A 25,908-nucleotide genomic window follows, 5' to 3' on the forward strand; every position below is an offset into this window, starting at 1 on the left:
ACCGACCATCCCCCAGTGAGGGTCACTCACGGGACGGTTGCTCACGGCCGGAGGGCCGCTGCTCGTACGCTGTGAGTTCTTCGGCGAGGATCGGAACGCCGATGTTGCAGGCATGTATGCCGAGCACGGTGGCCAGCTTCAGCACTTCGAGGATCTCTTCCCGGGTCACGCCGAGCTCCAATGCGGCTCGTATGTGGCGTCTGACCCCGGGAGCGTACATATGGGTCGAGGCCGCATCCACCGCAATGCACAGCAATTCGACGACCTTCGGCTCGAGGACCCCGTTCCTCCAGGGCATCGTTGCCGTTTTCATGAACTCCTCGGTCCACGTGGGATCCCATGCGTACAACTGGTCCCACAGGGGGTTCCAGCTGCCATTCGCCCGCATCCGGTCAACCGTCGAAGAACTTTCCATGGTGTGCCCTTCCCCTGAGATCGTTGGCCGAGGCAACAGTAGGCCTTGGGGCGTCCCGTGACTTGACCTCAGGGGGCAGGTGATTTTCCACTTCGAGACAAATTTCAGATCGTTCGGCAGAGGCGCATCCAGCATCGTGGCATGGACGTTCCTGCTTTTCGCTGAGTCTCCGGCATGGCCGATTTTTTTGCGCGTGGGGGACCGGGCCTGCATCCGCTTGTACGGAATGTCGATGTCCGGGCCATTTCCCAAGGAGTTGTTCGAACCGAGTGCGAGCGTATCCGGTCAATTCCGCGAGCGATGAGGGGGTTCAGTCCTGGGCGAGCCACAGGTCGGGGCCGAACACCTCGTAGTGGATGTCGGCCGCGGGGACACGCTGGGCCAGCAGCTGGGTGCGTACGGCACGCATGAAGGGCAGCGGGCCGCAGAGGTAGGCGTGGGTGCCGGGGGCGATCGCGAGGCCGCTCAGGTCGACGCGTCCGGTGCGGTCGGCCCGGTGGCCGGGCTCCGGGGCCTCGTACCAGAAGTGGGCGGTGGCGTCGGGGAGTTTGCCGGTGAGCTGGGCGTGGTCGGTGCGCATCGGGTGGTCGGCGGGGGAGCGGTCGCCGTGCACGACGGTGACCGGGGCGCGGTGGCCGGTCGCCGCGAGGTGTTCCAGCATCGAGAGCATCGGGGTGCAGCCGATGCCCGCCGAGGCGAGCAGGAGCGGGGCGTTTGAGGAGTGGAGCACGAGATCGCCGTACGGGGCGGAGACCCGCAGCCGGTCACCGGCCCCGACCTCGGTGTGCAGGTGACGGGAGACCTCGCCGTCGGGCGAGCCGTCGCCGTGCACCCGCTTGACGGTGATCGAGCGCAGCGGCGAGCCGGGGGCGCTGGAGAGGCTGTACTGGCGTATCTGGCGGGCCCCGTCGGGGAGTTCCACCTGTACGGAGACGTACTGGCCGGGGCGGAAGTCGGGGGCGGGGGCGTTGTCGGCCGGGCGGAGCTGGAAGGTGGCGACATCGGCCGTCTCCTCGATCCGGGCGGTCACCTCCCACTCGCGCCACACATCGCCTGCGACGACGCCCTGCTGCGCGTACAGCCGCTCCTCGATCGAGATCAGGGCGCCCGCCATCAGCCAGTAGACCTCGTCCCAGGCGGCGGCGACGTCCGGGGTGACCGCGTCGCCGAGCACCTCGGCGATGGCGGCGAACAGATGGGTGTGCACGATGTCGTACTGCGCGGCGGTGACGCCGAGCGAGGCGTGCTTGTGGGCGATCCGGCCGAGCATCACGTCGGGGCGGGTGTCCGGGTGCTCGACCAGATGGGTTGCGAAGGCGGCGATGGAGCCCGCGAGGGCCTGGCGCTGGGCGCCGGACGCCTGGTTGCCGCGGTTGAAGAGATCGCGCAGCAGCTCGGGGTGGGCGTCGAAGAGCTTGCGGTAGAAGAGATCGGCGATGTCTCCGATGGCCGCTCCCACGGCGGGGAGGGTGGCACGGACGGTGGCGGTCGAGGACTCGGAGAGCATCGGTGACTCCTGATTCTTGAATTGGTATGTGAGATGCGTATTTTTGGGCAGGGGGAAACGGGGTGGTGACGCCCGTGGTCCGGCGTGGGTGTGGCGTGGGCGTGGGCGTGGTGCGTGCGGTGGTCCGGTCCCGGCTCAGTCGGTGCCCGGGCGGCCCCTGCTGATGCCGATCAGCAGTGGTCCGGTGGGGGAGGTGACGAGTTCGGCGACGGTGATCGGATCGAGCGAGGCGTAGAAGGCATCCTCTGCCTGGCGCAGGGCGCCGCGCAGCCGGCAGGCCGAGCGCAGGGGGCAGGGTGTGGCGCCCTCGCACTCGACGACGTCGCCCGGCCCCTCCAGCTCCCGGACGAGTTCACCGATCGAGGCGGACCGGCCCGCTCCGGTGAGGCTGAGCCCGCCGCCGCGACCCCGGCGCGCCTCGACGAGGCCGAGGTGCTGGAGCTTGGCGACGACCTTCGCGGCGTGGGTGTACGGCACCTGCATGGTCGCCGCCACCTCCCGGGTGGTCGGCGGGTCCTCGTTCTCCACGACGGCGAGGCGCATCAGTACGCGCAGCGCCACGTCGGTGAATCTCGTCAGCCGCATGGCGGCCACGCTAGATAATTTGCATCAATGATGCAAATTAAAGGCGCTCACGGGCACCGGGTGGGCATTGCTCAGCGTCGTGCCCAGCCCAAAGCCCGAATAGTCACACTCTTTTGTGTAATGGCGTGCCGACTCTCCGTGCTGAAAGGCTTCTTCGTGCAGGTCAGCCGATGATCGAGAGGACGTCAGATGTCCGTTGGTGAAGAGGTTCAGAACGCGCCGGTGCCGCCGCAGCAGAGTCTGGGCACGGCGGCGGCGCGGAACCTCGCGACGACCACCAAGTCCGCTCCGCAGATGCAGGAGATCACCTCACGGTGGCTGCTGAAGATGCTGCCATGGGTGCAGGTGCAGGGCGGCACGTATCGGGTGAACCGCAGGCTGAGCTACTCGGTGGGGGACGGCCGGGTGACCTTCGTGCAGACCGGTGACCGGGTCTCGGTCATCCCTGCCGAGCTCGGAGAGCTTCCCGCCCTGCGGGAGTTCGGCGACGAGGAGGTGCTCGGTGAGCTGGCCCGCCGGTGCGAGCAGCGCGACGTCGCCGCCGGCCAGGTACTGGTCAACTCCGGGGATGCGGCGGACCGCGTCTTCCTGCTGGCACACGGCAAGGTCCAGAAAATCGGCACCGGTCCGTACGGGGGCGAGACGGTGCTCGGGGTCCACGCCGACGGAGCCTACTTCGGCGACCACGCCCTGCTCGACGGCGACGCCGTCTGGGAGTACACCGCCCGTGCCGTCACCGCCTGTACGGTGCTGACGCTGCGCCGGACCGATGTCCTGAACCTCGCCGAGCGCGCGGATTCGCTCCGCACCCATCTTGCCGCGCTGCTCAGCATCCCGGAGCAGCGCACCAACAAGTACGGCGAGGCGGAGATCGACCTCTCCGCCGGCCATGTCGGCGAAGCCGTCGTCCCGCACACGTACGTCGACTACGAGGCGGCGCCGCGCGAGTACGAACTGAGCGTCGCCCAGACCGTGCTGAAGGTACACAGCAGGGTCGCCGACCTCTACAACCAGCCGATGAACCAGACCGAGCAGCAGTTGCGGCTCACGGTCGAGGCGCTGCGTGAGCGCCAGGAGCACGAGCTGATCAACAACCGGGAGTTCGGCCTGCTCAACAACTGCGACTACGGGCAGCGCCTCCAGCCGCACGACGGGGTGCCCAGCCCCGACGACATGGACGAGCTGCTCTCCCGCCGCCGCGGCTCCAAGCTCTTCCTCGCCCACCCGCGGGCCATCGCCGCGTTCGGCCGCGAATGCAACAAGCGCGGTCTGGTGCCGGAGAGCGTGGACGTCGGGGGACACCACGTGCCGGCCTGGCGGGGCGTACCGATCTTCCCGTCCAACAAGATCCCGGTCACCGACGCCCGGACCACGTCGATCATCTGCATGAGGACGGGTGAGGCCGAGCAGGGCGTCATCGGGCTCCAGCAGACCGGCATCCCCGACGAGATCGAACCCAGCCTGTCGGTCCGCTTCATGGGCATCGACGAGCAGGCGATCATCTCCTACCTGGTGACGGCCTACTACTCCGCGGCCATCCTCGTGCCGGACGCCCTCGGCGTACTGGAAAACGTCGAGGTCAGCCGCTGGCGGTAGCCGCTCGGGGGCCCGGACGGCAGGGTCCGGGCCCCCGCCAACCTCCGCCCCGGGCAGCCGTGCACTGGGGCGGCATCGGGAGGACGCCCCAGTGAAGACCCATCACGCACCCCAATCACCGACACCCCGCGCCCCGGGCGACGACGACCCGGCCGCCCTCGCGACCCGGAGCGACGAGGCCCCCGCCCTCCTGGAACAGACCCGGACCCTCGTCGATCCCGAACTGCGGGCCGCCGTCGACTCCTTGCCCGGATCGATCCGCCGCGTCGCGATGTACCACTTCGGCTGGCAGCAGGCCGACGGCACCCCGTCGTCGGGACAGGCGGGCAAGGCGATCAGACCCGCCCTCGTCCTCGCCGCCGCCCGCGCGCTGGGCGGCGACCCGCGACAGGCGGTAAGGGCGGCCGTCGCCGTGGAGCTGGCCCACAATTTCACCCTGCTGCACGACGACGTCATCGACGAGGACCGGACCCGTCGGCACCGGCCCACGGCCTGGGCGGTCTTCGGCATCCCGGACGCGATCATCGCCGGCGACGCCATGCTGGCCCTCGCCCAGCGACTGCTGGCCGAGGACACCGGTCCGGCCGCGGCCCGCGCTTCGGCGCGGCTCTCGACCTGCGTCATCGAGCTCTGCTCGGGCCAGCAGGCGGACTGCGCCTTCGAGGACCGCGACCCGGACGAGGTCTCGCTCGACGAGTGCCTGACCATGGCCACCGCCAAGACGGGCGCCCTGCTCGGCTGCGCCTGCGCGCTGGGAGGGCTGTACGCCGGAGCGGGGGAGCGGGCGGTCGGCTCGATGGACGGATTCGGCCGGGAAGCGGGCCTGGCCTTCCAGCTCATCGACGATCTGATCGGCATCTGGGGGGATCCGGCACAGACCGGGAAGCCGGTGGGGGCGGATCTCGTCGCACACAAGAAGTCCCTGCCCGTGGTCGCCGCGCTGACCTCCGGCACCCCGGCAGCGGCCGAACTCGCCGCGCTCTACCGGGGAGCCATGAACACCCCCGGTGACGTGAGCCGCGCCGCCGACGCCGTCGACCGGGCCGGCGGCCGGGACTGGGCGCAGGTCTGCGCGGCGGACCGGATGGCCCGCGCCGTCCACCACCTGTCCCGGGCGGTCCCCGACCTGGCTCCGGCGGGCGATCTCCTGACCCTGGCGGAGTTCGTCACCCGCCGGACGCACTGAGCGCGGAAAGGAGGAATCGGCACACACGATGGCACCGGAGGGGGGCACCAGGAAGGGGGCGGAGAGCCGATGACGGCGAAGGGGGCGGAGAAAGGAGAACAGGGCAAGGTGCCGAGGTCACAAGGCTCGTGAGACGAAAAGGAGGGCGGCAGAGCGACTGTCATGGGCACGGGCTACAGTCCGTGCCCATGACAGACGAGTCATGGGCAGGGTGGTACCGGGACCGACAGGGTTCCGACGCCGTCATCCTCACCACCGACGGACAGCAACTCCGCCTCCGGATCAGGGGCATCGATTTCGAGGGCGAAAGCTTCGACGGTCTCGCCCCGGTGGCCGGCGCGCCGCCGACCGACGGCCTGTTCGCCCTGGTGGACGGTGCGTTGGGCGACTGTGTCCTGGAGTGGGACCTGCCGCTCCCGGTCCTCTGGGACGGAGCCGTTCATCAGGCCACGCTCAGCTGCCTGTTGTCGTTGCGCCGCCCCGATCCGTATCTCTACCTGGAGCTGCAGTTCGGCGGGGCCGCGTACGGATCCCGCCGCGCCGAGAGCGACTTCGCCTCCGCGCTCGCCACGATCCAACGCGTCCTGCCACCGGGGGTGCGCCTCCAGACCTGCATCGCCTGCGCCTTCTCCGATTACTTCCCGGCCCCGGGCCGCGGCCTTTCCGGCGGCCTCGCGTGCTTCCGGGGCGCCAAGGACGCCTACCGCGGGGCGGCCGGTGAGGGCGATGTCCTGGACCTGTGGGACCGGCGGACCGGATTCGTCCAGGAGGTCTGGAGCTGCCGCGAGTACGAACCCCGCCCGGACCATGGTGCCGGTACGGGGCATCGGGGCGCGTTCCCGCTCGAACTGGCCTGACGTTCTCGGCCGGCCGGAGCGTTGCCTGCCTGCCTGCCTGCCTGCCTGCCTGCCTGCCTGCCTGCCGACTGACTGACTGACCGGTCGGCCGGTAGGCGTCAGCATGCCGACAAGGTTTTGCCGTAACTCTATTGTTCTACTACCATGCGAACAATGGAGGTTTTCGTGATGCGTAAGAATCTGGGCAGAGCCGCCCTCGCCACCCTGCCGTTCCTGCTCGCGCTCGTTGCCGATCTGGTGCTGTTCGCCGTCTTCCGGGACCGGCTGCCCGAACAACTGGCCAGCCACTTCCAGGCCGATGGCCGGGAGAACGGGCACATGAGTCAGGTGTGGTTCGGCGTGGCCAACGTCCTGCTGTTCGCCGTGACCGGTGCGCTGTGGGCCCTCACGGTGGTGCGGGGAATGTTCTACGGGCGGGCTTACCGCTGGCTGATCGCCGGTGGGTATGCCTTTGCCGGATTCCTCGGCTGGGTGATGGCCGCCGTGCTGCTCGCCAATGTGGATGCCGGTGACGTCGTGAACGGGGAGACGCAGGGTGCGTCGTTCCCGATGTGGCAGCTCGCCGTCGCCCTGGGGGTCGCCGTGCTCGCCGGAGGACTGGGGCTGGGCCTGGCCGCGCTCGGTCCCGCACCGGAGCAGCCGGCTGTGACCGGGCAGGCCGGCGACGGAGCGCGGATCTCGCTCGCCGACGGGGAGGTCGCCGGATGGGCGCGCAGCGCCGGGGGCTGGTGGCGGCCGCTGATCGCCCTCGTGCTCGTGGCCGGCGGGGTGGTGCTGCTGCTCGGCTCGGGCTGGGTGGCCGCGTTGCCTCCGCTGATCCTCGGTGTGCTGCTGGCCGTGTTCGCCCGGCCGTACGTCGTGGTGGACCGGCGCGGCATCACCATCTCGGGGATGCTCCCCTGGCCGCGTCTCAGGGTGCCGCTCGACCGGATCGAGACCGCGACCAGTCGCGACATCAACCCCCTTGCGGAGTACGGCGGCTGGGGCTACCGGATCCGCCCGGGGCGGAGCGGTCTCTTGATCCGCTCCGGTGAGGGAATCGTGGCGACACTGGCCGGCGGCCGGGTGTTCGCGGTGACCGTCGACGACTCGGCGACCGGGGCCGCGCTCCTCAACACCCTGATCGACCGGCGACAGGCGGAGCGCTGACCATGCTCTTCCGGGTCGATCCCACTTCCACCGTGCCGCTCGGTGATCAGATCGCGGCGTCCGTGCGCCGCGCCGTCGCCGAGGGTGCGGTGGTGCCGGGCGAGCGTCTGCCCGCCGCCCGCATGCTTGCCGAGTCCCTCGGGGTCAACGTCCATACGGTGCTGCGCGGTTACCAGCAGCTCCGCGAGGAGGGACTGATCGAGCTGCGCCGGGGGCGCGGCGCGGTCGTCACCGGCGGCGCGTCCCCGCACCGGGCCCGGCTTCAGGAGCGCGTACGCGAGGTGGTCGCGGACGCGCGCGAGCTGGGGCTGACGGAGGACGAACTGCTGGCCCTCGTCCGTACCGCACTGGGCAGCTCGTAGACCGGCGCGGGCCGTCCCGGACCCGGTGCGGCGGGCGTTCCGCCACCCGTCGAAGGCGCAAGGGGCCACCCCGTCCTACGAGGTGGCCCCCCGTGGTGCTGGGGGAGGGAGTGCGGTCTGGAGGCGTTGCCTGCCAGTGCGGCCGCGAAACCGTTCTGCCACAGCAACCGCGGCCCGCTCGCCCGCACGCCGTGACGGACCGGCATCCGGCTGCGCGGCGAACGAGTCACGACCGCCGCCGACTTGCGCCAAGAGTGACGACCGTCGTCCTCGTACGCCGGGAGTGACGGCCGCCGCCCCATTACGCCGAGAGCGAGGGCCGGTACCGGCCCGGTCGCCCCTCGGGCAGAGTCGGCCCCATGAGGCTTCTGATGCTGGGTGGTACGGAATTCGTCGGCCGCGCCGTCACCGAGGCGGCGCTCGCGCGCGGCTGGGAAGTCACGGTGTTCCACCGCGGCCACCACGCGCCCCCGCCGGGCGTGACGGAACTCCTCGGCGACCGCACCACCGGCGAAGGACTTGCCACGCCGGCCGAAGCGGCAGCGGCAGCCGCCGGCCGCCGCGCGGGCGGGTACGCCTGGGACCTGGTCGTCGACACCTGGAGCGGCGCCCCCACGGCCGTACGGGACGCGGCCCGTCTGCTGGCCGGCCGGGCCGGGCGGTACACGTACGTCTCCAGCCGCTCCGTGTACGACTATCCGGCCCCGGCCGGACTGCCCGAGGACGGCCCGCTGGTGGCCGGTGCCTCGCCCGACGCGGACGGGGACGTCCCGTACCCCCTCGCCAAACGCGGCGGCGAACTGGCCGCGCTCGACGCCTTCGGCGACCGGGCCCTCCTGGCCCGCGCGGGACTGATCCTGGGCCCCTGGGAGAACGTCGGCAGGCTGCCCTGGTGGCTCTCGCGGATCGCCTGCGGAGGGACCGTAGCGGCCCCGGGCACTCCGGATCTGAAACTTCAGTACATCGACGCCCGTGACCTGGCCAACTGGCTCCTGGACGCGGCGCGTGACGGACTGTACGGGCCGTACAACCTGGTCAGCCGTCCGGGTCACGCCACGATGGGGCAACTGCTCGACGCCTGCGTACGCACCACCGGCTCCGACGCCGCGCTCCGCTGGATCCCCGCCGAGGTGATCCTCGCGGCAGGTGTGGAGCCCTGGAGCGATCTGCCGGTCTGGCTGCCGCCGGGTGAGCTGTACGACACCCTGCACCAGGGTGACGTCGGCAAGGCGTACGCGGCCGGGCTGTACTGCCGGCCGGTGGAGGAGACGGTCGCGGACACCTGGAAATGGCTGGAGGGACTGGGCGGCGAAGCGCCGCACCGGCCCGACCGGCCCCCGGTCGGCCTGGACCCACGGGTGGAGGCCCGCCTGCTCGCGGAAACGGCCTGACGCGCGCCCGCGCGCATGCTGTACCCCGACGCGGCCCCGGAGTATCCGGGCGTATCGGGCTCAACCCGGCGTGGTGTGGTATCGCGGAGGTTCTGCTCGCCGCCGGATCGGCGGCCACGCTGATGGCCCGTAGGACGCGTCGACGCGGCTAGCGTTGGCCCATGGCCGAACTGTTGCTGCACCTCACCGAAGGCCCCCTGTGGGAGGCGGCCCGCGGGATCGGGACGTACGAGATGTCCACCCGCGGCCGCACCCTGCACGAAGAGGGCTTCATCCACTGCTCGCTGCCACACCAGCTCGACGGCGTTGCCGAGATGCTGTACGGCGCCGGGAGCCGGGCCGGGGCACCCGACCAGGATCTGGTGGTCCTCGTCATCGATCCCGCCCGGCTCCCGGTCCCCGTACGGTACGAGCCCGTCGCGCCCGGCGGCGAGGATTTCCCGCACGTCTACGGCCCCGTCCCGGTGGACGCGGTCGTGGAGGTGCGCCCCTGGCCGAGCAAGGAAGGCGACCCCGCATGAACCCCGCACCCCCCACGGACCCGGCCGCCCCGATCGTCGCCGTCACCGGCGCCGGTGGTGCGGTCGGCGGCCGGGTGGCGCAGCGCCTCGTGCGCGCCGGAGTACCCGTGCGGCTCCTGGGCCGCGACCCGTCCCTGCTGCCGGAACTGCCGGGCGCCGTCGCCGCACCGCCCGCCCCCTACGGCGACGGGGAGGCCATGCGCCGCGCCCTCGCCGGGGCACACACCCTGTTCCTCGTCTCGGCGCACGAGAGTCCCGACCGGGTGCGCCAGCACACGACGGCCGTGGACGCGGCGGTCGCCGCGGGCGTCGAGCGGATCGTGTACCTCTCCTTCCTCGGAGCGGCCCCGGACGCCACGTTCACCTTCGCCCGGGACCACTGGCACACCGAGGCGCACATCCGGGTCGCCGAGGTCCGCTACACCTTCCTGCGCGACAGCCTGTACCTCGCCGGGATCCCGGCGATGACCGGCGCCGACGGGGTGCTGCGCGGTCCGGGCGGCGACGGCCGGGTGGCGGCGGTGGCGCACGAGGACATCGCGGACGCCGCGACCGCCGTGCTGCTGGCCGACACCGAGACCGACACCATGCGTCACGACGGGGCCACGTACGACCTCACGGGCCCCGAGGCGTTCACCCTCGCCGAAGCGGCCGAGGAGCTCGGCAGGGCCACCGGCCGGACCGTCACCTACGTACCGGAGACCCGCGAGGAGGCCTACGCCTCACGGGCGCACTACGGCGCGGAGGACTGGGAGGTGGCCGGCTGGGTGACGTCGTACGAGGCCATCGCCACCGGCGAGATGTCCACGGTCTCGGACACCGTACCGAACCTCACCGGGCATCCGGCGATGGGCCTGGCCACGTATCTGAGGGAGCATCCGGACAGCTACCGTCATCTGCTCGGGACGGACTGACCTCCCGCCGGGCGATCCCGGAAGAGGCCGCCCGCCTCTTCGCCCTGCTGAGCGCCCACCCGGCCGGCTGGCCGTCCCTGTCCCTGTCCCTGTCCCCGTCCCCGTCCCCGTCCCCGTCCCCCCGTCGTCCCTCCGGCGCCTCTCCGGTGTCAGCCTTCGTCGTGCGCTTTCTGCAGCGCGGCGATGTCCAGCTTCTTCATGGTCATCATCGCCGCGGTGGTCCGGGCGGCCTTCTCGGCGTCCGGGTCGCCGATCAGATCGATCAGCGGCTCCGGGACGACCTGCCAGGAGACGCCGTACCTGTCCTTCAGCCAGCCGCAGGGCCCCTCTTCGCCCCCGTCGACGAGACGGTTCCAGTAGTAGTCCACCTCTTCCTGGTCCGAGCAGTGGATCTGGAACGAGATGGATTCGTTGAACTTGAACTGCGGCCCGCCGTTCAGCCCGACGAACTTCTGGCCGTTGATCTCGAACTCGACCGCCATCGCCGATCCGGCAGGCCCGGGGCCCGCTTCGGTGTAGCGGCCGATCCTGCCGAGCCGGGAGTTCTTGAAGACCGAGAGGTAGTACTCCGCCGCCTCCTCGGCCTGGCCGTCGAACCACAGACATGTGGTGAAGCCCTCGTTGGTCATCGCTGTCTCCTGTCGTGAGCGCGTGCCGGTCGTCTGCACATGTCCACCCATACCGACTGATCCCGTCCCGGAAACTCATCGATCGCAATTTGAGAGGTATCGGCGGCGTCCTGTCGAACGGAGATCCGGACCCGTCGAGCACCGGCAGGTTCATGGCGGTACCGGAGGTGCTGTCGGGCCGTACGGCCTGGCGCCGGGTGAACGCGGGGCCCATGCCGGGCGTCGACCCTACGCCGACCGCAACGGAATCGCGCAGTCCGCCGCCTCCGCGGCCGGTCGCGCGTCCCGCCTCCCGGACCACATCCGGGGCGCTGTCCCGGCCACCCTCGTGCAAACAAATTTGCATGAAGATCGGCTGATGCAATGTATCTTGGCATTGCTCGTCAGTCACCCCATCACTCACCCAAGGAGAGTGGAATCCGTGGCCATGCACTCAGCGACCCTGGCGATCAACGAGACGATCCAGGCCCGCAAGACGGCAGGCGAGAAGGTGCTCCACCTGGGCTTCGGCGAAGCCGGGCTGCCCGTCCCCGACGGCATTGCCGCCCTTCTGGCCCGGGCCGCCGGCCGCAACAGCTACGGCGCCGTCGTCGGCTCGTCGGAAGCGCGGGAGGCCGCCGCCGGATGGTTCGGCCGCCGCAGCCTCCCGACCGAGCCGGACCAGGTGCTGTTCGCCCCGGGCAGCAAGGCCCTGCTGTTCGCGCTGCTGGCCGCGCTCCCCGGCGACCTCGTGCTGCCCTGTCCCGCTTGGGTCAGCTACGCCGCCCAGGCGGCCATCGTGGGCAAGCGGGTCATCGACGTGCCGATTCCGGCCGAGTGCGGCGGCGTCCCGGACCCCGCGCTCCTGGAGCAGGCCCTCACCCGGGCCCGGACCGCCGGCGCGAACCCCGGCGTGCTGCTGCTGACCGTGCCCGACAACCCCACCGGCACGATCGCGCCCCCGGAGTACGTCCGTGAGGTGTGCGCCATCGCCGAGCGCCACGGCCTCGCGATCGTGTCCGACGAGATCTACGCCGAGCTCTGTCACGACGGACAGCCCGCCCCCAGCGCCGCCGCGTACCTGCCCGAGCGCACCGTGGTGACCAGCGGACTGAGCAAGTCGATGGCCTTGGGCGGCTGGCGCATCGGATTCGCCCGCGTCCCGGACAACCGGTGGGGCGCCGGCCTCATGCGCGACCTGGTCGGCATCGCGAGCGAGGTGTGGTCCAGCCTGGCCGCCCCCATGCAGGCCGCCGCGGCGCACATCCTGGCCGACCCCGACGAGGTCACCGGCCACATCGCCGCCGCGCGCCGCCTGCATGCCACGGTGGCCCGCGCGGTGCACGGCGAGTTCACCCGTGCCGGTGCCGCCTGCCGCCTCCCCCGGGCCGGCTTCTACCTCTACCCCGACTTCGAGCCGGTTCGCGACGACCTCGCCCGCCGGGGCATCACCACGGGGGCCGAGCTGGCGAACGTCCTGCTGGAGCGGTACGGCGTGGGGGTCCTGGCCGGGGAAGCCTTCGGCGACGAGTCACGCGGACTACGCGCCCGGGTCGCCACCAGCCTTTTGTACGGGGAGTCGGCCGACGAGCGCTGGACCGCCCTGCGCAGCGACGACCCGATGGAGCTGCCATGGATCGCGGGTTCCCTGAACCACCTGCGCGATGCCCTGACCGGCCTCGGTCGGGGCTGAACCGGCCGGCCCACGTCAACGGAAGGAATTTCCCCGATGGACAAGACGGGTGCACGTCCCGCAGGACGCGCTCGTCGCCTGGCCACGTCACTTTGCGCGCCCCGGAGCCGGGATCGGTCCGGTTCCGGGGCCGTCCCGTGCGCGCCAGCCGGCACCACGCATCGGCTCCCGGCGGCTCGGACCGAGTCCGCGGACGCATCACCACCGCGCGGTGCACACGAGGAACGGATCCACCGTCACACCCGCGGGGGCGCACATGGGGAGAGAATTCTCTTATGGCCTCCACGTCTCCCTCCGCTCCACAGACATTCGACGAGCTTCTCGCCGAGCTTCGCAGCCGGGCGACCTCGCTCACCCCCTCGCAGCGGCGTCTGGCCGACCAGGTCATGGCCGACCCCGAAGGGGTGGCCTTCATGACCGTCTCCGAACTCGCAAACTCCGTAGGCGTGAACGAGGCGACCGTCGTCCGGTTCGCCTCCAGCCTCGGCCTGGACGGTTACCCCGGCCTGTCCCGCCTGTGCAGGCAGCAACTGCGTGAACAGGCCCAACTGCTGCACCGCTACAACAACCTGGAGCAGCTCGCCGCAGAGGGCGGCGACCCGCTCGAACGGGCCGTCGCGTTCGACCAGGCCAACATCGCGCGGACCTTCGCCCGTATCCCGTCCGCCACTTGGCAGGAGGCCGTATCCACGCTGGCCAAGTCGTCGAGCGTCCACGTGATGGGGCTGCGCAAGTGCCACGCTCCGGCCTACCTCCTGGGCTACCTCCTGGGGATGCTGCGCGAAGAGGTCCATACCGTCACCGCGGCGGCCGGGAACCTCACCGATGAACTGCGCCGTGTCGGACCCGACGACTGCTTCGTGGCCGTCTCCATCCACCGCTACAGCGCCGAAACCGTCAAGGCGTTGCGATGGGCCCGAAGCCGTGGCGCCCGCTGTCTGGCCCTGACGGACAATCCCGCGTCACCCCTGGCGACCACGGCCCACTACACCTTCTACGTCGATGCGGCCGGCCCTTCCGTGCTGCGTTCCATGACCGCCTTCACCTCTCTCGCCCAGGCATTGGCCACCGGCGTCGCCCAGGAGCGGGGCCTGGAGGCGCGGTCCACATTGCTGCAGGAGGAAGAGCTGCTGGGGCAGTTCGGCGCCTACGTGACGCCCGAGGACTGACCCGAGCCGGTCCGGCGACGGGACGGCGATGTGTCTGCTTCACCTACGAGGATCAGCTCGTGCGTACGAGTCAGGGCCGGCGCATCAGGCACCGCAAGGTCTTGGCTCGTCGTGGTTCGTGAGCCGTATGCCTCGGCCGGCCTCGGTGCCTACCTGGTCGGCCTCGCCGAACCCGCCCGCAGTTGTGTGCCCGTGCTCGCAGTTGCGCTGGTGCCGGCGAGCGGCGCCGCAGGTCGTACTCGGTGGTGGTGCCGTCGTCGGCGTCGGAGAATCTGGCGGCCGAGCTTGTCGTACGCCTTGGTGATGGTTTCGCCGGTCGGCGAGGTGGTCTTTACTGCCTGCCGCCGTCTCCGCTGCGGCAAGAGTCGCCTGTACAGGCAGAGTCTTCCGCGTACCCGCACCCTCTGAAGTCAGCGAAGCGACCGGACCACTCCGCGTCTCGGTCGGCACAGTTGCGCGAGCTCCGCGAGACGTCACCCTCTGCGTGCGCGCAGGCACACCATGTGGACAGAGCATCGCACGCATGTGCGATGCTCGCCGCATGGTTCAGCGTCTCCTCTTCGCCCTGGCCGGCCTCGTCTGCACGGCGCTCTTCCTCGGCTCGGCCGTACTCGGTGCTTGGGCCGAGGACCACGGACACGTCTGGCTGAGCCGCGCCTGTGTCGTCGGTGCCGGGTCCGGGCTTGTCGGGGCAGGTGGCTGCCTCCTGTTCGCCGTCACGCCCCGAGCCTTGCGGCGTGCCGTCTTCCCTCATTGGCCTGCTGATCGCGATCGGTTGAAGCTTCCGGAGGACTGGCGCGGCTGAGGGGCCGTCGGCCGGGCGGAGGGGGGTCATGGGTGCGTTGCTCGCCGGAACGCTTTGGGGATTCTCTGTCGCACCGAGCAGGTTTGCGGGCGGACTGCCGGCGCGGCTGCGGATCAGGGCGAAGCCAGCAGCGCTGCCTCATTGGGCCAGCAGAGGAGACATCTCCCGCTCGACCAGGGGTTTGAGCAGGTTGAGCGCCGCGCCGCGTGTGGGCGCGAGGGGACTCGGGACCCTGCTGGGAGGAATGACACCGCTCTCGACGATGCTGCGGAGAACGGTGGCCACCTCGGCGTCGTCGGTTTCGGCCAGGGCAGCTGCAAGACGTAGAGCATCCGTCCGGGGCCCCGTGGCCCAGCGCTCGGCCAAGTGCCGGATGCGTGTTCTCGAGGCGCTGTGCTGGGTTGCTGCCGCGAGGGCGGCGAGGGTGAACTGTACGGCTTCGTCCTCGCTGTCCCAGCGGCCCAGGAGGTACGGTGCTGCGGCTTCGACCGCATGGCGGGCGGCGAGTTCGTCCGCTGTCTCCTCCAGTGGAAGGCCCAGGGCGACTCTGCGGTCGGCCCCGGAAGCAGCCAGGCGCTGCCCGATGGTGGCTGCTTCGAACAGGAACGTGGTGAAGACGGCTCGATGGGCGGGACGAATGTCCTCGAGGGCTGCGAGACCGACCAGCAAGGGAATCTCGTCGGCGGTGTGCGGGTAGCAGGTGCCCTGATGCATGACCGAGTCGGCCAATTCGAAGATGACTTCGCGATCGTCGGAGAAGCCGTCGGCCTCGCCGGTGAGCCACCAGGCAGTTCCGTCAGGCAGCTTGCCCTGCTGAGCTTCCTGATCGCGGGCAACTTGTCGCGCACACTCAAGCACGGGTGGGAATGGACGTTCGATGGTGGTGCACTGGAGCGGGGTGGCCGGAGCTGGTTCCTCCGTCGGTGGAGGGAAGCTTGAGATCACGTCGCGCCGAATGCGATGGGCGTGCTTCTGGTCGAGTTCATGGACCAGCCCCTGGTGGTCGAATCTGGGCAGCATGGTCTCTCGGTTAGCGAGGGATCCGCCGTTCCAGAAACCACCGTGCGCTCTACCGATGGCCTCGACAGCTGCCTTCTCGCAGTCGTGCTGGTGGAACTCCGAGGTCGGGTTGGGGGCTTCTTCGTCCACGAGGCTGTCGACGCTCCACCAACCCTCCAGCTCAGGCCGGGAGAACTCGGGCTTGCCGAACAGGCGGTTCCCGGGGTCCAGATGCGGAAGATATACCGGGCGCACGGTCACCCACCGGTGTCCGCGTTGAGTCAGTGCCGAAGCCACTGAACGAGCGTCCGCTTCACTCGGAGCGGCGACAGAGTAGTGGACCACCATCTCGGAAGCCGGCCAGGAGGTTGGCCCGTCGACGCCATGACGTGGCGCAAGTTCGTTCGGCATGTGGCGAAGCATAGGCAGCAGATCGGACAACGGACCGCCCGGCACCATGCGCCGGAGGCTCATTGCAGGAAGGGGCCGGGTCAGAAGGAAGGTTGCCAGCCGTTCCACTGAGTTTTGTGGCCGGGGCTTGTCAATCTGGATCCGCCGTTCCCCAGTGCGCCCGACTTCCGGGCTGTGGACTTGCTGGCCCAGCACCGGTTCGTAGAACGGTTCCGGCCCCGGGTCGTGTCCACGACTCTGGCGTTGGCCTGGGTCGCCGCTGGCAAGCGCGCCGCATACGTCACGGATGGCGGCGACCTGTCCGGGAGCGTGCATTTCGCTGCCGACATCGCTCTGTGCCAGGCCGCTGGCTGCGTAGTCACCGGGATCGACGGCGGCCCGATCGGACAGGCAGGCCGCGGACTTGTAGTGGCCGCGGACGGCGAAACCCACCAGCTGCTGATGTCGATGATCCGCAGTTGAAGCCGAGCAACAGATAGAGCAGCTGCGGCCGCACTCTTCCAACTGATGGGCAAGCGTTTCCCGGTTCGGCGCTGATCCTGGGGAGCGATCGCGGAGGGTTGCTGAAGCAGGATCATCTTGCGGAGTAGTTCGAATCCGGCTCGTCCGTAGAGCTGCCTTTTGATCTTTTTGATGCGGTTCACGGAGCCTTCGGTCCCACCAGAACTCCATTGCAGACTGGGTCCTGCTGTGACGGCGTCGAGGTCTCGAAGGAGGTGGAGCGCGAAGCCGGTGAGGCCGGCCGGCCCCGCCTTACCGAGGGCAACGGCGAGCGCGGCGTCGCGGACGAATCCGGCGAACTTCTGACCACGCTGGTGGGCAGCGGCACTGATCACGTGGACCGCGGTCCGCGTGAAGCGGATGGTCTTTTCCTGGTCGCGCTTTGTTGCCTCCTGGTCGAAGGCGCGGCGAATGTCACGCAGCAGCCGCGTCTTCAGCGTCGTCTGCTCGTCCTGGACCACCTCGTTGCGCGTCATCGCCAGGCAGGCGGCACGCACCTGCGCGGGCCAGTGGCCGCCGGCCAGATCGGAGACGACGACCAGTGGCTCCCACGTGTCCGCCGCGCGGTCCTCGACCGGCATCCGCGGCACCAAGCCCGCGGCGGTGCTTCGCAGTGGGGTCAGCCAAGCGGTCAGCCGGTCGCGCAGCGCGTTCAGTTCGGGCACCGAGTAGCGGGAACGGAAGGGAGTGATCCGTTCACCGGGCTTCCGCTTCTGCATGCGGACGACGACCGCCCGGTCGCTCCAGGCGGCGGAGAACGAGGCGGCCGAGCGCGAGGGCCGCAGGCCCGTCGAGCTGCCGCACATGGTGATCCATGACCTGCGGCATTTCTACGCCTCCGCGCTCATCGGCGGCGGGGCGAGCGTCAAGCAGGTACAGCTCGTCCTCGGCCACGCGTCCGCGGTCATCACCTTGGGGATCTACGCCCACTTGTGGCCTGGAGAAGAAGACCGCACCCGGTCCGTCATGGACGCCGTTCTCGGCGGCCCTCGGACCGGGTGCGGAAAGGTGGGCTCTGCGACCCGCGAGTGCGCGGGTCAGGCGGCCCGGGGCCTGGATCAAGCCTTCTTGGTCTCCCAGAAGATCTTGTCGATCTGAGCGATGTAGTCCAGCGCCTTCTGGCCCGTCGCCGGGTCCGTGGAGGCCTTCGCGGCCGACAGCGCCTTCAGGGCGTCGTTGACCAGCTGGTGCAGCTCCGGGTACTTCTCGAAGTGCGGGGGCTTGAAGTAGTCGCTCCACAGCACCGAGACGTGGTGCTTGGCGAGCTCGGCGCGCTGCTCCTTGATGACCACCGCGCGGGCCCGGAAGTGCGGGTCCTCGTTGGCCTGGTACTTCTCCTGGACGGCCTTGACGGACTCCGCCTCGATGCGGGCCTGGGCCGGGTCGTACACGCCGCAGGGCAGGTCGCAGTGCGCGCTGACCTTCACCTTGGGGGCAAACAGGCGGGAAAGCATTGAGCTGTCCTTCCTCGTGATCGTCTTCTCAGGTGGGACATTACTCCGTGAGTGACGGGTTTTAGCGGCTGCCCCCATGGGCTTAGGCCAAAAGTCCAGGGTGCGGATGGGTCCGGTGGCCGAATGTACGAAACGCTGTACGGGACGGTGTACTGGACGGACCGGGGAGATGCCGGAGAGATGCGGGAGGTGCCGGAGGTGCCTGAGCTGACGCAGGAGCAGCGGGGGCGAGGGCTGGCCGGGCGCGTGCCCTTCCAGGTGGTGGAGGTGACGGGGCCGTCGATGGTGCCCACGCTCCATCACGGGGACTGGCTGCTCGTGCAGTACGGGGCGACGGTGCGCCCCGGGGACGTGGTGATTCTGCGTCATCCGTTCCAGCAGGATCTGCTGGTCGTCAAGCGGGCCGCCGAACGCCGCCGGGGCGGCTGGTGGGTGCTGGCCGACAACATCTTCGCCGGCGGCGACAGCACGGATTACGGGACGGTGCCGGAGGAGCTCGTACTGGCCAGGGTCCGGGCGCGCTACCGGCCGCTGAAGAAGGATCAGCGGTCGGTGTGGGGCGTGGTGACCTGGGCGGTCTCCGCGCTGCGGCCGGTGTCGGCGGCGCGTTCCGTTTCCAGGCGCTTGCGGGCCCGGTAGGCGGCCACGTTGGCGCGGGTCGCGCAGCGGTCCGAGCAGTAGCGGCGGGAGCGATTGGTCGAGGTGTCGAGGTAGGCGTTACGGCACGGCGCCGCCTCGCACAGGCCGAGCCGGTCCACTCCGTACGAGGTGAGGTGGAAGGCGAGGCCCATCGCCGCGATGGCGGCGTACCCGGCCGTCGCGTTCGACGGGTGGTCGGCCAAGTGCATGTGCCAGTCCGGCTTGGCGTCCTCGTCGCGTACGCCGTGCCCGGAGATCTGCGGGCTTACCGGGAACTCCAGCAGCAGTGAGTTGAGCAGGTCGACGGCGAGCGTCTCGTCACCGCCGTCGGCCGCCTCGAAGACCGCGCGCAGCCGTGCCCGTACGGACCGGAAGCGGGTCACATCCGCGTCGGTCGCCCGCCGGGCCGCCTGCTGGTTGAGACCGAACAGCTCACGGACCGCCTCGACGGAGGTCAGGGAGTCCTTGTTCCGGGTCGGCTCCTCGGTGTTGACCAGACGCACGGCATAGTCCGAGTAATAGGCCAGTTCCACTTGTAGTCCTTACGGCGTCGGTCTAAAGTGATGCAGCGAATGATGTAATGGGCTTTTCGGGTTCCAGGGTATTACATGGGAGGTTTCTTGTGGCGGAGACATCGACCGGCACCGACTGGGCGGCCTGGCAGGAGAGCTGGGACCGCCAGCAGGAGTGGTACATGCCCGACCGTGAGGAACGGTTCCGGGTGATGCTGGACATGGTCGAGGCCGTGGTGGGCCCCAGGCCGAGAGCGCTCGATCTCGCATGCGGTACGGGAAGTATTACGGACCGGCTCCTCAAGCGGTTCCCCGAGGCCACCAGCACAGGCGTCGACCTCGACCCGGCGCTGCTCGCCATCGCCCGTGGCCACTTCGACGGCGACGAGCGCGTCACCTTCGTCACCGCCGACCTCAAGGACCCCGGCTGGGCAGGGCAGTTGCCGTACGAGTCGTACGACGCGGTCCTCACCGCCACCGCCCTGCACTGGCTGCACACCGAACCGCTCACCGCGCTCTACCGGTGGATCGGCGGACTCGTCAGGGACGGCGGCGTGTTCATGAACGCCGACCACATGATCGACACCGAGACGCCCCGTATCAACGCGGCCGAGCGCGCCCACCGGCACGCGGCCATGGACCGTGCCAAGGCCGCGGGCGCTCTCGACTGGGCGGACTGGTGGGCGCTCGCCGCGAAGGACCCGGTCCTCGCCGGGCCGACCGCCGAGCGATACACGATCTACGGCGAGCACGCGGACGGCGACATGCCGTCCGTGCGGTGGCACGTCGAGACCCTGCGCGAGGCGGGGTTCGGCGAGGCACGCGCCGTCTGGGCGTCCCCGTCGGACAGCTTGGTGCTCGCCCTGAAGTAGCTGCGAGGGCGAAAGAAGGGGGTGTGGAGAAGGGGCGGTACGGACCTGGTCCGTACCGCCCCTTCCCAGGTGTTCCTACAGCACCTTCGACAGGAACGACTTCGTCCGGTCGTGCTGCGGGTTCGTCAGTACGTCGCGCGGGTGGCCCGACTCGACCACCACGCCGTCGTCCATGAAGACCAGCGCATCGCCGACCTCACGGGCGAAGCCCATCTCATGGGTCACGACGACCATCGTCATGCCGTCCTCCGCGAGCCCGCGCATGACGTCCAGGACATCGCCCACCAGCTCCGGGTCGAGCGCCGACGTCGGCTCGTCGAAGAGCATCAGCTTCGGCTCCATGGCCAGGGCGCGGGCGATGGCCACCCGCTGCTGCTGGCCGCCGGAGAGCTGGGAGGGGTAGTTCTTCGCCTTGTCGGCCAGGCCCACCCGGTCCAGCAGCCGCTCCGCCCGGGCCCTGGCCACGGCCTTCGCCTCGCCCTTGACCTGGACCGGGGCTTCCATGACGTTCTCGATCGCCGTCATGTGGGGGAAGAGGTTGAAACGCTGGAAGACCATGCCGATGTCCCGGCGCTTCAGGGCGACTTCGCTGTCCTTGAGCTCGTAGAGCTTGTCGCCCTTCTGCCGGTAGCCGACCAGCTCGCCGTCGACGTACAGCCGGCCGGCGTTGATCTGCTCCAGGTGGTTGATGCACCGCAGGAACGTCGACTTGCCGGAGCCGGACGGGCCGACCAGGCAGAAGACCTCCTGGGGGGCGACCTCCAGGTCGATGCCCTTGAGGACCTCGACGCTGCCGTAGGACTTGTGGACGTCCTCGGCCTTCACCATCGCGTGGGTGCTCATGCGATGCCTCCCTTGGAGCGGGCGGAGCGGCGGCCGAGCGTGGCGCGCAGTCGCTGGAGCGGGGTGGGCGGCAGGGCGCGGGTCGAGCCGCGTGCGTAATACCGCTCCAGGTAGTACTGGCCGATGCTGAAGATCGAGGTCAGCACCAAGTACCAGGCGGCGGCGAGGAAGTACATCTCCACCGGGGACCCCGATGTCTGCCCGATGTCCTGCGCCACCTTGAACAGATCGAGGAATTGCACTGCCGAGACGAGCGAGGTCGTCTTCAGCATGTTGATGACCTCGTTGCCCGTGGGCGGCACGATCACCCGCATCGCCTGCGGGACCACAATCCGGCGCAGGGTCTTGGAGTGGCTCATGCCGAGCGCATGGGCGGCCTCGGTCTGGCCGTCGTCGACCGCGAGCAGACCGGCGCGGCAGATCTCGGCCATGTACGCGGCCTCGTTGAGCCCGAGCCCCAGCAGCGCCGTCAGCAGCGGCGTCATGAAGCTGGCCCAGTAGTCCTTGTAGAGCGGTCCGAGGTTGATGTACTCGAAGACCAGACCCAGGTTGAACCAGACGAAGAGCTGGACCAGGACCGGGGTGCCGCGGAAGAACCAGATGTAGAACCAGGCGATGGAGCTGGTCACCGGGTTCTTGGACATCCGCATCACGGCGAGCAGCAGACCGCCCGCGATGCCGATGGCCATGGAGAGCATGGTCAGCTCGAGGGTCTTCCACACGCCGGTGACGATCCGGTCGTTGAAGAAGTAGTCGGGGATGGTGCCCCAGTTGATCTTTCCCTGCGAGAAGGCGTACACGATCCCCACGAGGAGGGCGATCGCGACGGCCGCGGACACATAGCGCCCCGGGTGCCGGACTGGGACGGCCTTGATGGCCTCCGGTCCGGCAGCGGGCGGCGGAGTGTCGGCGGGGCCGTCCGTCTTGCTGACGTCAACAGTCACCGATGGTGCCTTTCAGTTCCCCCGTTGATGAGCGGTACGGAACGCGGGTCAGGAGCCACCGTTGATCTTCGCGTCGTGGTTGGCGCCGGCCTCGACGCCCCACTTGGCGATGATCTTGTCGTACTCACCGTTCTTGATGATCGCCTGCAGAGCGGCCTGGATGGCGTCCCGCAGCTTGTCGTTGCCCTTGGCGAGCGCGATCCCGTACGGGCCCGCCTCGACCTGGTCGCCCACGATCTCGAAGTACTTGCCGTCGCCGGAGTGCTTCACCGAGTACGCGGCGATCGGGAAGTCCGCGGACACCGCGTCGACGCCCTTGGAGCGCATACGCGTCTCGGCCTCGGGGTTGGTCGGGAAGTCCTCGATCTTCACGGTCTTCTTGCCGGCCGCGGTGCACTTCTTGGCCTGGGCCTTGGCGAGGTCCTGCGAGAAGGTGGCGGTCTGCACGCCGATCGCCTTGCCGCAGAGGTCGTCCCACGTCTTGATGCCGTTGTCGGCGCCCTTGTTGGTGTAGATCGAGACACCGGCGGTGAAGTAGTCGACGAAGTCGACGCCCGCGCCGACCTTCTTCTTGGTGTCGCCGTCGATGCCGTTCTGACGGTCCTTGGTGTCCGTCATGGCCGACATGGCGATGTTGTACCGCTTTGCCGCGAGACCGGCGATGAGGTCGGCGAACTTGCCGTTCTGGAACTCGAACGTCACCCCGAGCTGCTTGCCGAGGGCCTCGGCGATGTCCGGGTCGATGCCCACTGTCTTGCCCGAGGCGTCCGTGGACTCGACCGGCGCGTACGCGATGTCGGAGCCGACCATGATCTTGCCCTTGGCCTTGATGTCGGCCGGCAGCAGGTTGGCGAGCGGTGCGGCGGACTTGGAGGAGTCCGTGCTCTTCTTCGTGTCGTCGCTCTTCGTCTGGTCGCCGCAGGCGGTCAGCAGCATGGTGCCGGCGACCGCGATGGCGCCGACCGCTGCAATCCGGGACTTCGCGGCCGTACGACGAGTGGTGCTTGCGGTCATGATCGGGTTCCTCCGGCAGATGAGGGTGGCGATGCGAGGCGGTGCGGACACACGACGTCGGATGCCGCCGCCCTGTTCGATTAGGGCATCTTGCCATTCGGACTGGCCCATTCAGGGGGCTGGTCATGTCAAAATCAGGTAACGGGCGATCCCCGAACCTCGAGGGCCGGTACACCAAGGCCGGACCATCTGCGGGGTATTCATCCTCGCGCCGGAGGATCTGCGGCGCGTCTCGGCAGGTGGGCGTTTTTCGTCGCTTGGTCGACTTGTCCAGGTATTCGACTATGAGCCACGTCACCGCGCCGATTTGAACTCGTCCGTAATGCGGTCCGTCCGGTAAGAAAGACCTTTACACCCCTCATCCGGGGCTCAGGGCGCGTGTGCGGCGCGCCCGCGCGTACGTATCTCCCCCTGCCGGGGCGGGCCAACCGCCCGGCGCAGGTGACGTACGCGGTGCCCGCCCACCCCTCCTCAACCAGGAGTGGCCACCCTCAAACGATGAAGACTTAAGGGGTCAACACCATGGCAGCGGAGATCGTCAATCCTCGCAGCGACAGCACGACTGACAGCACGACTGACAGCACCACAGAAGGCACCACCGAAGCGCCGTTCGACCCGGCCTTCGCACTCCACCGCGGCGGCAAGATGGCTGTGCAGGCCACCGTGCCCGTCCGTGACAAGGACGATCTGTCCCTCGCGTACACGCCCGGCGTCGCCAAGGTGTGCAGCGCCATCGCCGAGAATCCCGAGCTGGTCCACGACTACACCTGGAAGTCGCAGGTCGTCGCCGTCGTGACGGACGGCACCGCGGTGCTCGGCCTCGGTGACATCGGCCCCGAGGCGTCCCTCCCGGTGATGGAGGGCAAGGCGATCCTGTTCAAGCAGTTCGGTGGCGTCGACGCGGTGCCGATCGCGCTCGCGACCACCGACGCGGACGAGATCGTCGAGACCGTCGTCCGGCTCGCGCCGTCCTTCGGCGGCGTGAACCTGGAGGACATCTCGGCGCCGCGCTGCTTCGAGATCGAGCGCAAGCTCCAGGAGCGGCTCGACATCCCGGTCTTCCACGACGACCAGCACGGCACCGCCGTCGTGACGCTCGCGGCCCTGCGCAACGCCGCGAAGCTGTCCGGCCGGAGCCTCGGCGACCTGCGCGCCGTGATCTCCGGCGCCGGTGCGGCCGGGGTCGCCATCGCCAAGTTCCTGCTGGAGGCGGGGCTCGGCGACGTCGCCGTGGCCGACCGCAAGGGCGTCGTCAGCCGGGACCGCAAGGACCTGACGGACGTCAAGCGCGAGCTGGCCGAACTCACCAACCGGGCCGGGATCTCCGGTCCGCTGGAGAGCGCGCTGGCCGGTGCGGACGTCTTCATCGGCGTCTCCGGCGGTACGGTCCCCGAGGCGGCCGTCGCGTCGATGGCGCCCGGCGCGTTCGTCTTCGCCATGGCCAACCCGAACCCCGAGGTCCACCCCGACATCGCGCACAAGTACGCGGCCGTCGTGGCGACCGGGCGGTCGGACTACCCGAACCAGATCAACAACGTGCTGGCCTTCCCCGGCATCTTCGCGGGCGCCCTCCAGGTCCGGGCCTCCCGGATCACCGAGGGCATGAAGATCGCCGCGGCGAACGCGTTGGCGGATGTCGTGGGCGATGAGCTCGCGGCGGACTACGTGATCCCGTCGCCGTTCGACGAGCGCGTCGCGCCTGCGGTGACGGCCGCCGTGGCCGCGGCGGCGCGGGCGGAAGGCGTGGCCCGGCGCTGAGCCGGTGGCGGGGCGGGGCGGAGTGAGGAACGGGCGAGGGGTGCCTGCGGCCGGCTTCGTCCCCCTACCCGCCCCTTCCCGTGTCCGGGGGCGTTGCCCCCGGACCCCCGTTCCTCAATCGCCGGAGCCCGCGCGCGGTGCGCGTCACACCCGTGGCCGGTTACGCCGGTCCGTGCCCCGGCCTATCGTCGAGGCCATGTTCGCCGCCTACGCATCCCGTATCGACCGCGACCAGCCCCTGAACGGCCTTGAGCTGGGTGAGCGCCCCGCCCCCGAGGTGCGTCCCGGCTGGACCACCGTCAGCGTCCGGGCCGCCTCACTCAACCACCACGACCTCTGGTCCCTGCGCGGCGTCGGCCTCGCCGAGGACAAACTGCCGATGATTCTCGGCTGCGACGCCGCGGGGATCGACGAGGACGGCAACGAGGTCGTCCTGCACTCCGTCATCGGGCAGACCGGGCACGGGGTCGGCCCGAAGGAACCCCGGTCCATCCTCACCGAGCGCTACCAGGGCACCTTCGCCGAGCAGGTCACCGTCCCCAGCTGGAATGTGCTGCCCAAGCCGAAGGAGCTCACCTTCGAACAGGCCGCCTGCCTGCCGACCGCCTGGCTCACCGCGTACCGGATGCTCTTCACAAACGCCGGCGTGCGCCCGGGCGATTCGGTCCTCGTCCAGGGCGCGGGCGGCGGCGTCGCCACCGCCGCGATCGTGCTCGGCCGGGCCGCCGGGCTGCGGATCCACGCCACCAGCCGCGACGAGGCCAAGCGCAAGCGCGCCATCGAACTCGGCGCGATCGAGGCGTACGAGCCTGGCGCGCGGCTGTCGGAGCGCGTCGACGCGGTCATCGAGACCGTCGGCGCCGCCACCTGGTCCCACTCCGTGAAGTCCCTGCGTCCCGGCGGCACGCTCGTCATCTCCGGTGCGACCAGCGGCGACCGGCCCTCGCACGCCGAGCTGACCCGGATCTTCTTCCTGGAGCTGAAGGTCGTCGGCTCGACCATGGGGTCCAAGGACGAGCTGGAGGACCTGCTGGCGTTCTGCGCGACGACCGGCGTACGGCCCGTGATCGACGAGGTGCTGCCGCTGGACCGGGCCCGCGAGGGGTTCGAACGGCTGGCCGCGGGCGACCAGTTCGGAAAGATTGTGCTCACCTGCTCTTGAGGTGTTCGGGGTGAGCTGTTCTCATCTGCGCCATGCGAATG

Annotated in this window: 25 protein-coding genes and 3 pseudogenes; 17 read left to right on the forward strand and 11 right to left on the reverse strand. The window is 69.7% G+C overall.

Features of this window, described 5'->3' with window-relative positions; all coding sequences use genetic code 11:
• Nucleotides 1-22: 22 nt before the first annotated feature.
• From OH735_RS25360 to OH735_RS25370, 3 genes are all read right to left on the reverse strand, one after another.
• Nucleotides 23-667, reverse strand: coding sequence for a carboxymuconolactone decarboxylase family protein (locus OH735_RS25360; RefSeq protein ID WP_406383829.1), 645 nt, complete (start codon nucleotides 665-667; stop codon nucleotides 23-25).
• Between the two features lie 58 nt (nucleotides 668-725).
• Nucleotides 726-1,922, reverse strand: coding sequence for a globin domain-containing protein (locus OH735_RS25365; protein WP_406383831.1), 1,197 nt, complete (start codon nucleotides 1,920-1,922; stop codon nucleotides 726-728).
• Between the two features lie 135 nt (nucleotides 1,923-2,057).
• Nucleotides 2,058-2,507, reverse strand: coding sequence for an RrF2 family transcriptional regulator (locus tag OH735_RS25370; protein ID WP_406383832.1), 450 nt, complete (start codon nucleotides 2,505-2,507; stop codon nucleotides 2,058-2,060).
• Nucleotides 2,508-2,696: 189 nt separating this feature from the next.
• Between OH735_RS25370 and OH735_RS25375 the strand changes: the two genes are divergently transcribed.
• The 8 genes from OH735_RS25375 to OH735_RS25410 all read left to right on the forward strand — a co-directional run bounded on the left by OH735_RS25375 (nucleotide 2,697) and on the right by OH735_RS25410 (nucleotide 10,483).
• Complete coding sequence (locus OH735_RS25375) at nucleotides 2,697-4,103, forward strand: family 2B encapsulin nanocompartment shell protein (RefSeq protein ID WP_406383834.1); 1,407 nt, start codon at nucleotides 2,697-2,699, stop codon at nucleotides 4,101-4,103.
• 190 nt (nucleotides 4,104-4,293) lie between these two features.
• Nucleotides 4,294-5,289, forward strand: a complete 996-nt coding sequence (locus tag OH735_RS25380; RefSeq protein ID WP_406386726.1) for a family 2 encapsulin nanocompartment cargo protein polyprenyl transferase — start codon at nucleotides 4,294-4,296, stop codon at nucleotides 5,287-5,289.
• A 188-nt stretch (nucleotides 5,290-5,477) separates the two neighbouring features.
• The gene (locus OH735_RS25385; protein WP_406383835.1) at nucleotides 5,478-6,146 is read left to right on the forward strand and encodes a DUF6304 family protein; all 669 of its coding nucleotides are present in this window, start codon (nucleotides 5,478-5,480) and stop codon (nucleotides 6,144-6,146) included.
• 165 nt (nucleotides 6,147-6,311) lie between these two features.
• Nucleotides 6,312-7,295 carry a DUF1648 domain-containing protein gene (locus OH735_RS25390; RefSeq protein ID WP_406386727.1) on the forward strand — a complete coding sequence of 328 codons (984 nt, stop codon included), beginning with the start codon at nucleotides 6,312-6,314 and terminating at the stop codon, nucleotides 7,293-7,295.
• A 2-nt stretch (nucleotides 7,296-7,297) separates the two neighbouring features.
• Nucleotides 7,298-7,657 (forward strand): GntR family transcriptional regulator, encoded by a 360-nt coding sequence (locus tag OH735_RS25395; RefSeq protein WP_406383836.1) that lies wholly within the window; start codon nucleotides 7,298-7,300, stop codon nucleotides 7,655-7,657.
• Nucleotides 7,658-8,028: 371 nt separating this feature from the next.
• Nucleotides 8,029-9,048 (forward strand): NAD-dependent epimerase/dehydratase family protein, encoded by a 1,020-nt coding sequence (locus tag OH735_RS25400; RefSeq protein WP_406386728.1) that lies wholly within the window; start codon nucleotides 8,029-8,031, stop codon nucleotides 9,046-9,048.
• A gap of 161 nt (nucleotides 9,049-9,209) precedes the next feature.
• Nucleotides 9,210-9,569 (forward strand): DUF952 domain-containing protein, encoded by a 360-nt coding sequence (locus tag OH735_RS25405; protein WP_406383838.1) that lies wholly within the window; start codon nucleotides 9,210-9,212, stop codon nucleotides 9,567-9,569.
• Complete coding sequence (locus OH735_RS25410; protein WP_406383839.1) at nucleotides 9,566-10,483, forward strand: NAD(P)H-binding protein; 918 nt, start codon at nucleotides 9,566-9,568, stop codon at nucleotides 10,481-10,483. The genes OH735_RS25405 and OH735_RS25410 overlap by 4 nt, the downstream gene beginning before the upstream one ends.
• 149 nt (nucleotides 10,484-10,632) lie before the next feature.
• Here OH735_RS25410 and OH735_RS25415 read toward each other — a convergent pair whose 3' ends face one another.
• The gene (locus OH735_RS25415) at nucleotides 10,633-11,112 is read right to left on the reverse strand and encodes a VOC family protein (protein ID WP_406383840.1); all 480 of its coding nucleotides are present in this window, start codon (nucleotides 11,110-11,112) and stop codon (nucleotides 10,633-10,635) included.
• Between the two features lie 421 nt (nucleotides 11,113-11,533).
• Between OH735_RS25415 and OH735_RS25420 the strand changes: the two genes are divergently transcribed.
• The 3 genes from OH735_RS25420 (at nucleotide 11,534) to OH735_RS25430 (ending at nucleotide 14,758) form a co-directional block, all read left to right on the forward strand.
• On the forward strand, nucleotides 11,534-12,784 hold the full coding sequence (locus OH735_RS25420) for a pyridoxal phosphate-dependent aminotransferase (RefSeq protein ID WP_406383841.1): 1,251 nt from the start codon (nucleotides 11,534-11,536) through the stop codon (nucleotides 12,782-12,784).
• A gap of 275 nt (nucleotides 12,785-13,059) precedes the next feature.
• Complete coding sequence (locus tag OH735_RS25425; RefSeq protein ID WP_406383842.1) at nucleotides 13,060-13,953, forward strand: MurR/RpiR family transcriptional regulator; 894 nt, start codon at nucleotides 13,060-13,062, stop codon at nucleotides 13,951-13,953.
• 541 nt (nucleotides 13,954-14,494) lie between these two features.
• The gene (locus OH735_RS25430; RefSeq protein WP_406383844.1) at nucleotides 14,495-14,758 is read left to right on the forward strand and encodes a hypothetical protein; all 264 of its coding nucleotides are present in this window, start codon (nucleotides 14,495-14,497) and stop codon (nucleotides 14,756-14,758) included.
• Nucleotides 14,759-14,896: 138 nt separating this feature from the next.
• On the opposite strand, the gene OH735_RS25435 is transcribed toward OH735_RS25430, so the two are convergent.
• The gene (locus OH735_RS25435) at nucleotides 14,897-16,168 is read right to left on the reverse strand and encodes a hypothetical protein (RefSeq protein WP_406383845.1); all 1,272 of its coding nucleotides are present in this window, start codon (nucleotides 16,166-16,168) and stop codon (nucleotides 14,897-14,899) included.
• Nucleotides 16,169-16,297: 129 nt separating this feature from the next.
• On the opposite strand from OH735_RS25435, the pseudogene OH735_RS25440 reads away from it, so the two are divergent.
• Nucleotides 16,298-16,630, forward strand: a pseudogene (locus tag OH735_RS25440) (inositol monophosphatase family protein); the annotation flags it as partial.
• Nucleotides 16,631-17,049: 419 nt separating this feature from the next.
• Here the strand turns inward: OH735_RS25440 and OH735_RS25445 are convergent.
• Nucleotides 17,050-17,409 (reverse strand): annotated as a pseudogene (locus tag OH735_RS25445) (DUF3631 domain-containing protein); the annotation flags it as partial.
• Here OH735_RS25445 and OH735_RS25450 point away from each other — a divergent pair.
• A pseudogene (locus OH735_RS25450) lies at nucleotides 17,405-17,767 on the forward strand (tyrosine-type recombinase/integrase); the annotation flags it as partial. The pseudogenes OH735_RS25445 and OH735_RS25450 sit on opposite strands and share 5 nt — an antisense overlap.
• Here the strand turns inward: OH735_RS25450 and sodN are convergent.
• Nucleotides 17,728-18,123 carry a superoxide dismutase, Ni gene (gene sodN, locus OH735_RS25455; protein WP_093899557.1) on the reverse strand — a complete coding sequence of 132 codons (396 nt, stop codon included), beginning with the start codon at nucleotides 18,121-18,123 and terminating at the stop codon, nucleotides 17,728-17,730. The pseudogene OH735_RS25450 and the gene sodN sit on opposite strands and share 40 nt — an antisense overlap.
• Nucleotides 18,124-18,246: 123 nt before the next feature.
• Here sodN and sodX point away from each other — a divergent pair, with 123 nt between their 5' ends.
• On the forward strand, nucleotides 18,247-18,762 hold the full coding sequence (gene sodX / locus OH735_RS25460) for a nickel-type superoxide dismutase maturation protease (protein WP_406383846.1): 516 nt from the start codon (nucleotides 18,247-18,249) through the stop codon (nucleotides 18,760-18,762).
• On the opposite strand, the gene OH735_RS25465 is transcribed toward sodX, so the two are convergent.
• Complete coding sequence (locus tag OH735_RS25465; RefSeq protein WP_406383847.1) at nucleotides 18,666-19,295, reverse strand: CGNR zinc finger domain-containing protein; 630 nt, start codon at nucleotides 19,293-19,295, stop codon at nucleotides 18,666-18,668. The genes sodX and OH735_RS25465 overlap by 97 nt on opposite strands.
• 47 nt (nucleotides 19,296-19,342) lie before the next feature.
• Between OH735_RS25465 and OH735_RS25470 the strand changes: the two genes are divergently transcribed.
• A complete protein-coding gene (locus OH735_RS25470) occupies nucleotides 19,343-20,146 on the forward strand; it encodes a class I SAM-dependent methyltransferase (protein WP_406383848.1) in 804 nt (267 codons plus the stop codon).
• A 75-nt stretch (nucleotides 20,147-20,221) separates the two neighbouring features.
• On the opposite strand, the gene OH735_RS25475 is transcribed toward OH735_RS25470, so the two are convergent.
• The 3 genes from OH735_RS25475 to OH735_RS25485 are packed head-to-tail and all read right to left on the reverse strand — an operon-like array spanning nucleotide 20,222 to nucleotide 22,947.
• Entirely contained in the window at nucleotides 20,222-20,989 is a 768-nt protein-coding gene (locus OH735_RS25475) for an amino acid ABC transporter ATP-binding protein (protein WP_406383849.1), read from the reverse strand.
• The gene (locus OH735_RS25480; RefSeq protein ID WP_406383850.1) at nucleotides 20,986-21,933 is read right to left on the reverse strand and encodes an amino acid ABC transporter permease; all 948 of its coding nucleotides are present in this window, start codon (nucleotides 21,931-21,933) and stop codon (nucleotides 20,986-20,988) included. Before OH735_RS25480 ends, OH735_RS25475 begins: the two co-directional genes overlap by 4 nt.
• 48 nt (nucleotides 21,934-21,981) lie before the next feature.
• Nucleotides 21,982-22,947: an ABC transporter substrate-binding protein gene (locus tag OH735_RS25485; RefSeq protein WP_406383851.1), complete on the reverse strand. Its 966-nt coding sequence runs from the start codon at nucleotides 22,945-22,947 to the stop codon at nucleotides 21,982-21,984.
• Nucleotides 22,948-23,469: 522 nt separating this feature from the next.
• On the opposite strand from OH735_RS25485, the gene OH735_RS25490 reads away from it, so the two are divergent.
• On the forward strand, nucleotides 23,470-24,705 hold the full coding sequence (locus OH735_RS25490; RefSeq protein WP_406383852.1) for an NADP-dependent malic enzyme: 1,236 nt from the start codon (nucleotides 23,470-23,472) through the stop codon (nucleotides 24,703-24,705).
• 196 nt (nucleotides 24,706-24,901) lie between these two features.
• Entirely contained in the window at nucleotides 24,902-25,867 is a 966-nt protein-coding gene (locus OH735_RS25495; protein WP_406383853.1) for a zinc-binding dehydrogenase, read from the forward strand.
• Nucleotides 25,868-25,908: the final 41 nt, after the last annotated feature.

The sequence above is a fragment of the Streptomyces sp. NBC_01618 genome, assembly GCF_045209435.1.
Lineage (GTDB): Bacteria > Actinomycetota > Actinomycetes > Streptomycetales > Streptomycetaceae > Streptomyces.

Excerpts from the sequence above, each read along its gene's own strand:
- OH735_RS25365 (WP_406383831.1), bottom strand. The coding sequence starts at position 1,922 with ATGCTCTCCGAGTCCTCGACCGCCACCGTCCGTGCCACCCTCCCCGCC.
- OH735_RS25370 (WP_406383832.1), bottom strand. The coding sequence starts at position 2,507 with ATGCGGCTGACGAGATTCACCGACGTGGCGCTGCGCGTACTGATGCGC.
- OH735_RS25375 (WP_406383834.1), top strand. The coding sequence starts at position 2,697 with ATGTCCGTTGGTGAAGAGGTTCAGAACGCGCCGGTGCCGCCGCAGCAG.
- OH735_RS25385 (WP_406383835.1), top strand. The coding sequence starts at position 5,478 with ATGACAGACGAGTCATGGGCAGGGTGGTACCGGGACCGACAGGGTTCC.
- OH735_RS25395 (WP_406383836.1), top strand. The coding sequence starts at position 7,298 with ATGCTCTTCCGGGTCGATCCCACTTCCACCGTGCCGCTCGGTGATCAG.
- OH735_RS25400 (WP_406386728.1), top strand. The coding sequence starts at position 8,029 with ATGCTGGGTGGTACGGAATTCGTCGGCCGCGCCGTCACCGAGGCGGCG.
- OH735_RS25405 (WP_406383838.1), top strand. The coding sequence starts at position 9,210 with ATGGCCGAACTGTTGCTGCACCTCACCGAAGGCCCCCTGTGGGAGGCG.
- OH735_RS25410 (WP_406383839.1), top strand. The coding sequence starts at position 9,566 with ATGAACCCCGCACCCCCCACGGACCCGGCCGCCCCGATCGTCGCCGTC.
- OH735_RS25415 (WP_406383840.1), bottom strand. The coding sequence starts at position 11,112 with ATGACCAACGAGGGCTTCACCACATGTCTGTGGTTCGACGGCCAGGCC.
- OH735_RS25425 (WP_406383842.1), top strand. The coding sequence starts at position 13,060 with ATGGCCTCCACGTCTCCCTCCGCTCCACAGACATTCGACGAGCTTCTC.
- OH735_RS25430 (WP_406383844.1), top strand. The coding sequence starts at position 14,495 with ATGGTTCAGCGTCTCCTCTTCGCCCTGGCCGGCCTCGTCTGCACGGCG.
- OH735_RS25435 (WP_406383845.1), bottom strand. The coding sequence starts at position 16,168 with ATGCCGAACGAACTTGCGCCACGTCATGGCGTCGACGGGCCAACCTCC.
- sodN (WP_093899557.1), bottom strand. The coding sequence starts at position 18,123 with ATGCTTTCCCGCCTGTTTGCCCCCAAGGTGAAGGTCAGCGCGCACTGC.
- sodX (WP_406383846.1), top strand. The coding sequence starts at position 18,247 with ATGTACGAAACGCTGTACGGGACGGTGTACTGGACGGACCGGGGAGAT.
- OH735_RS25470 (WP_406383848.1), top strand. The coding sequence starts at position 19,343 with ATGGGCTTTTCGGGTTCCAGGGTATTACATGGGAGGTTTCTTGTGGCG.
- OH735_RS25475 (WP_406383849.1), bottom strand. The coding sequence starts at position 20,989 with ATGAGCACCCACGCGATGGTGAAGGCCGAGGACGTCCACAAGTCCTAC.
- OH735_RS25485 (WP_406383851.1), bottom strand. The coding sequence starts at position 22,947 with ATGACCGCAAGCACCACTCGTCGTACGGCCGCGAAGTCCCGGATTGCA.
- OH735_RS25490 (WP_406383852.1), top strand. The coding sequence starts at position 23,470 with ATGGCAGCGGAGATCGTCAATCCTCGCAGCGACAGCACGACTGACAGC.
- OH735_RS25495 (WP_406383853.1), top strand. The coding sequence starts at position 24,902 with ATGTTCGCCGCCTACGCATCCCGTATCGACCGCGACCAGCCCCTGAAC.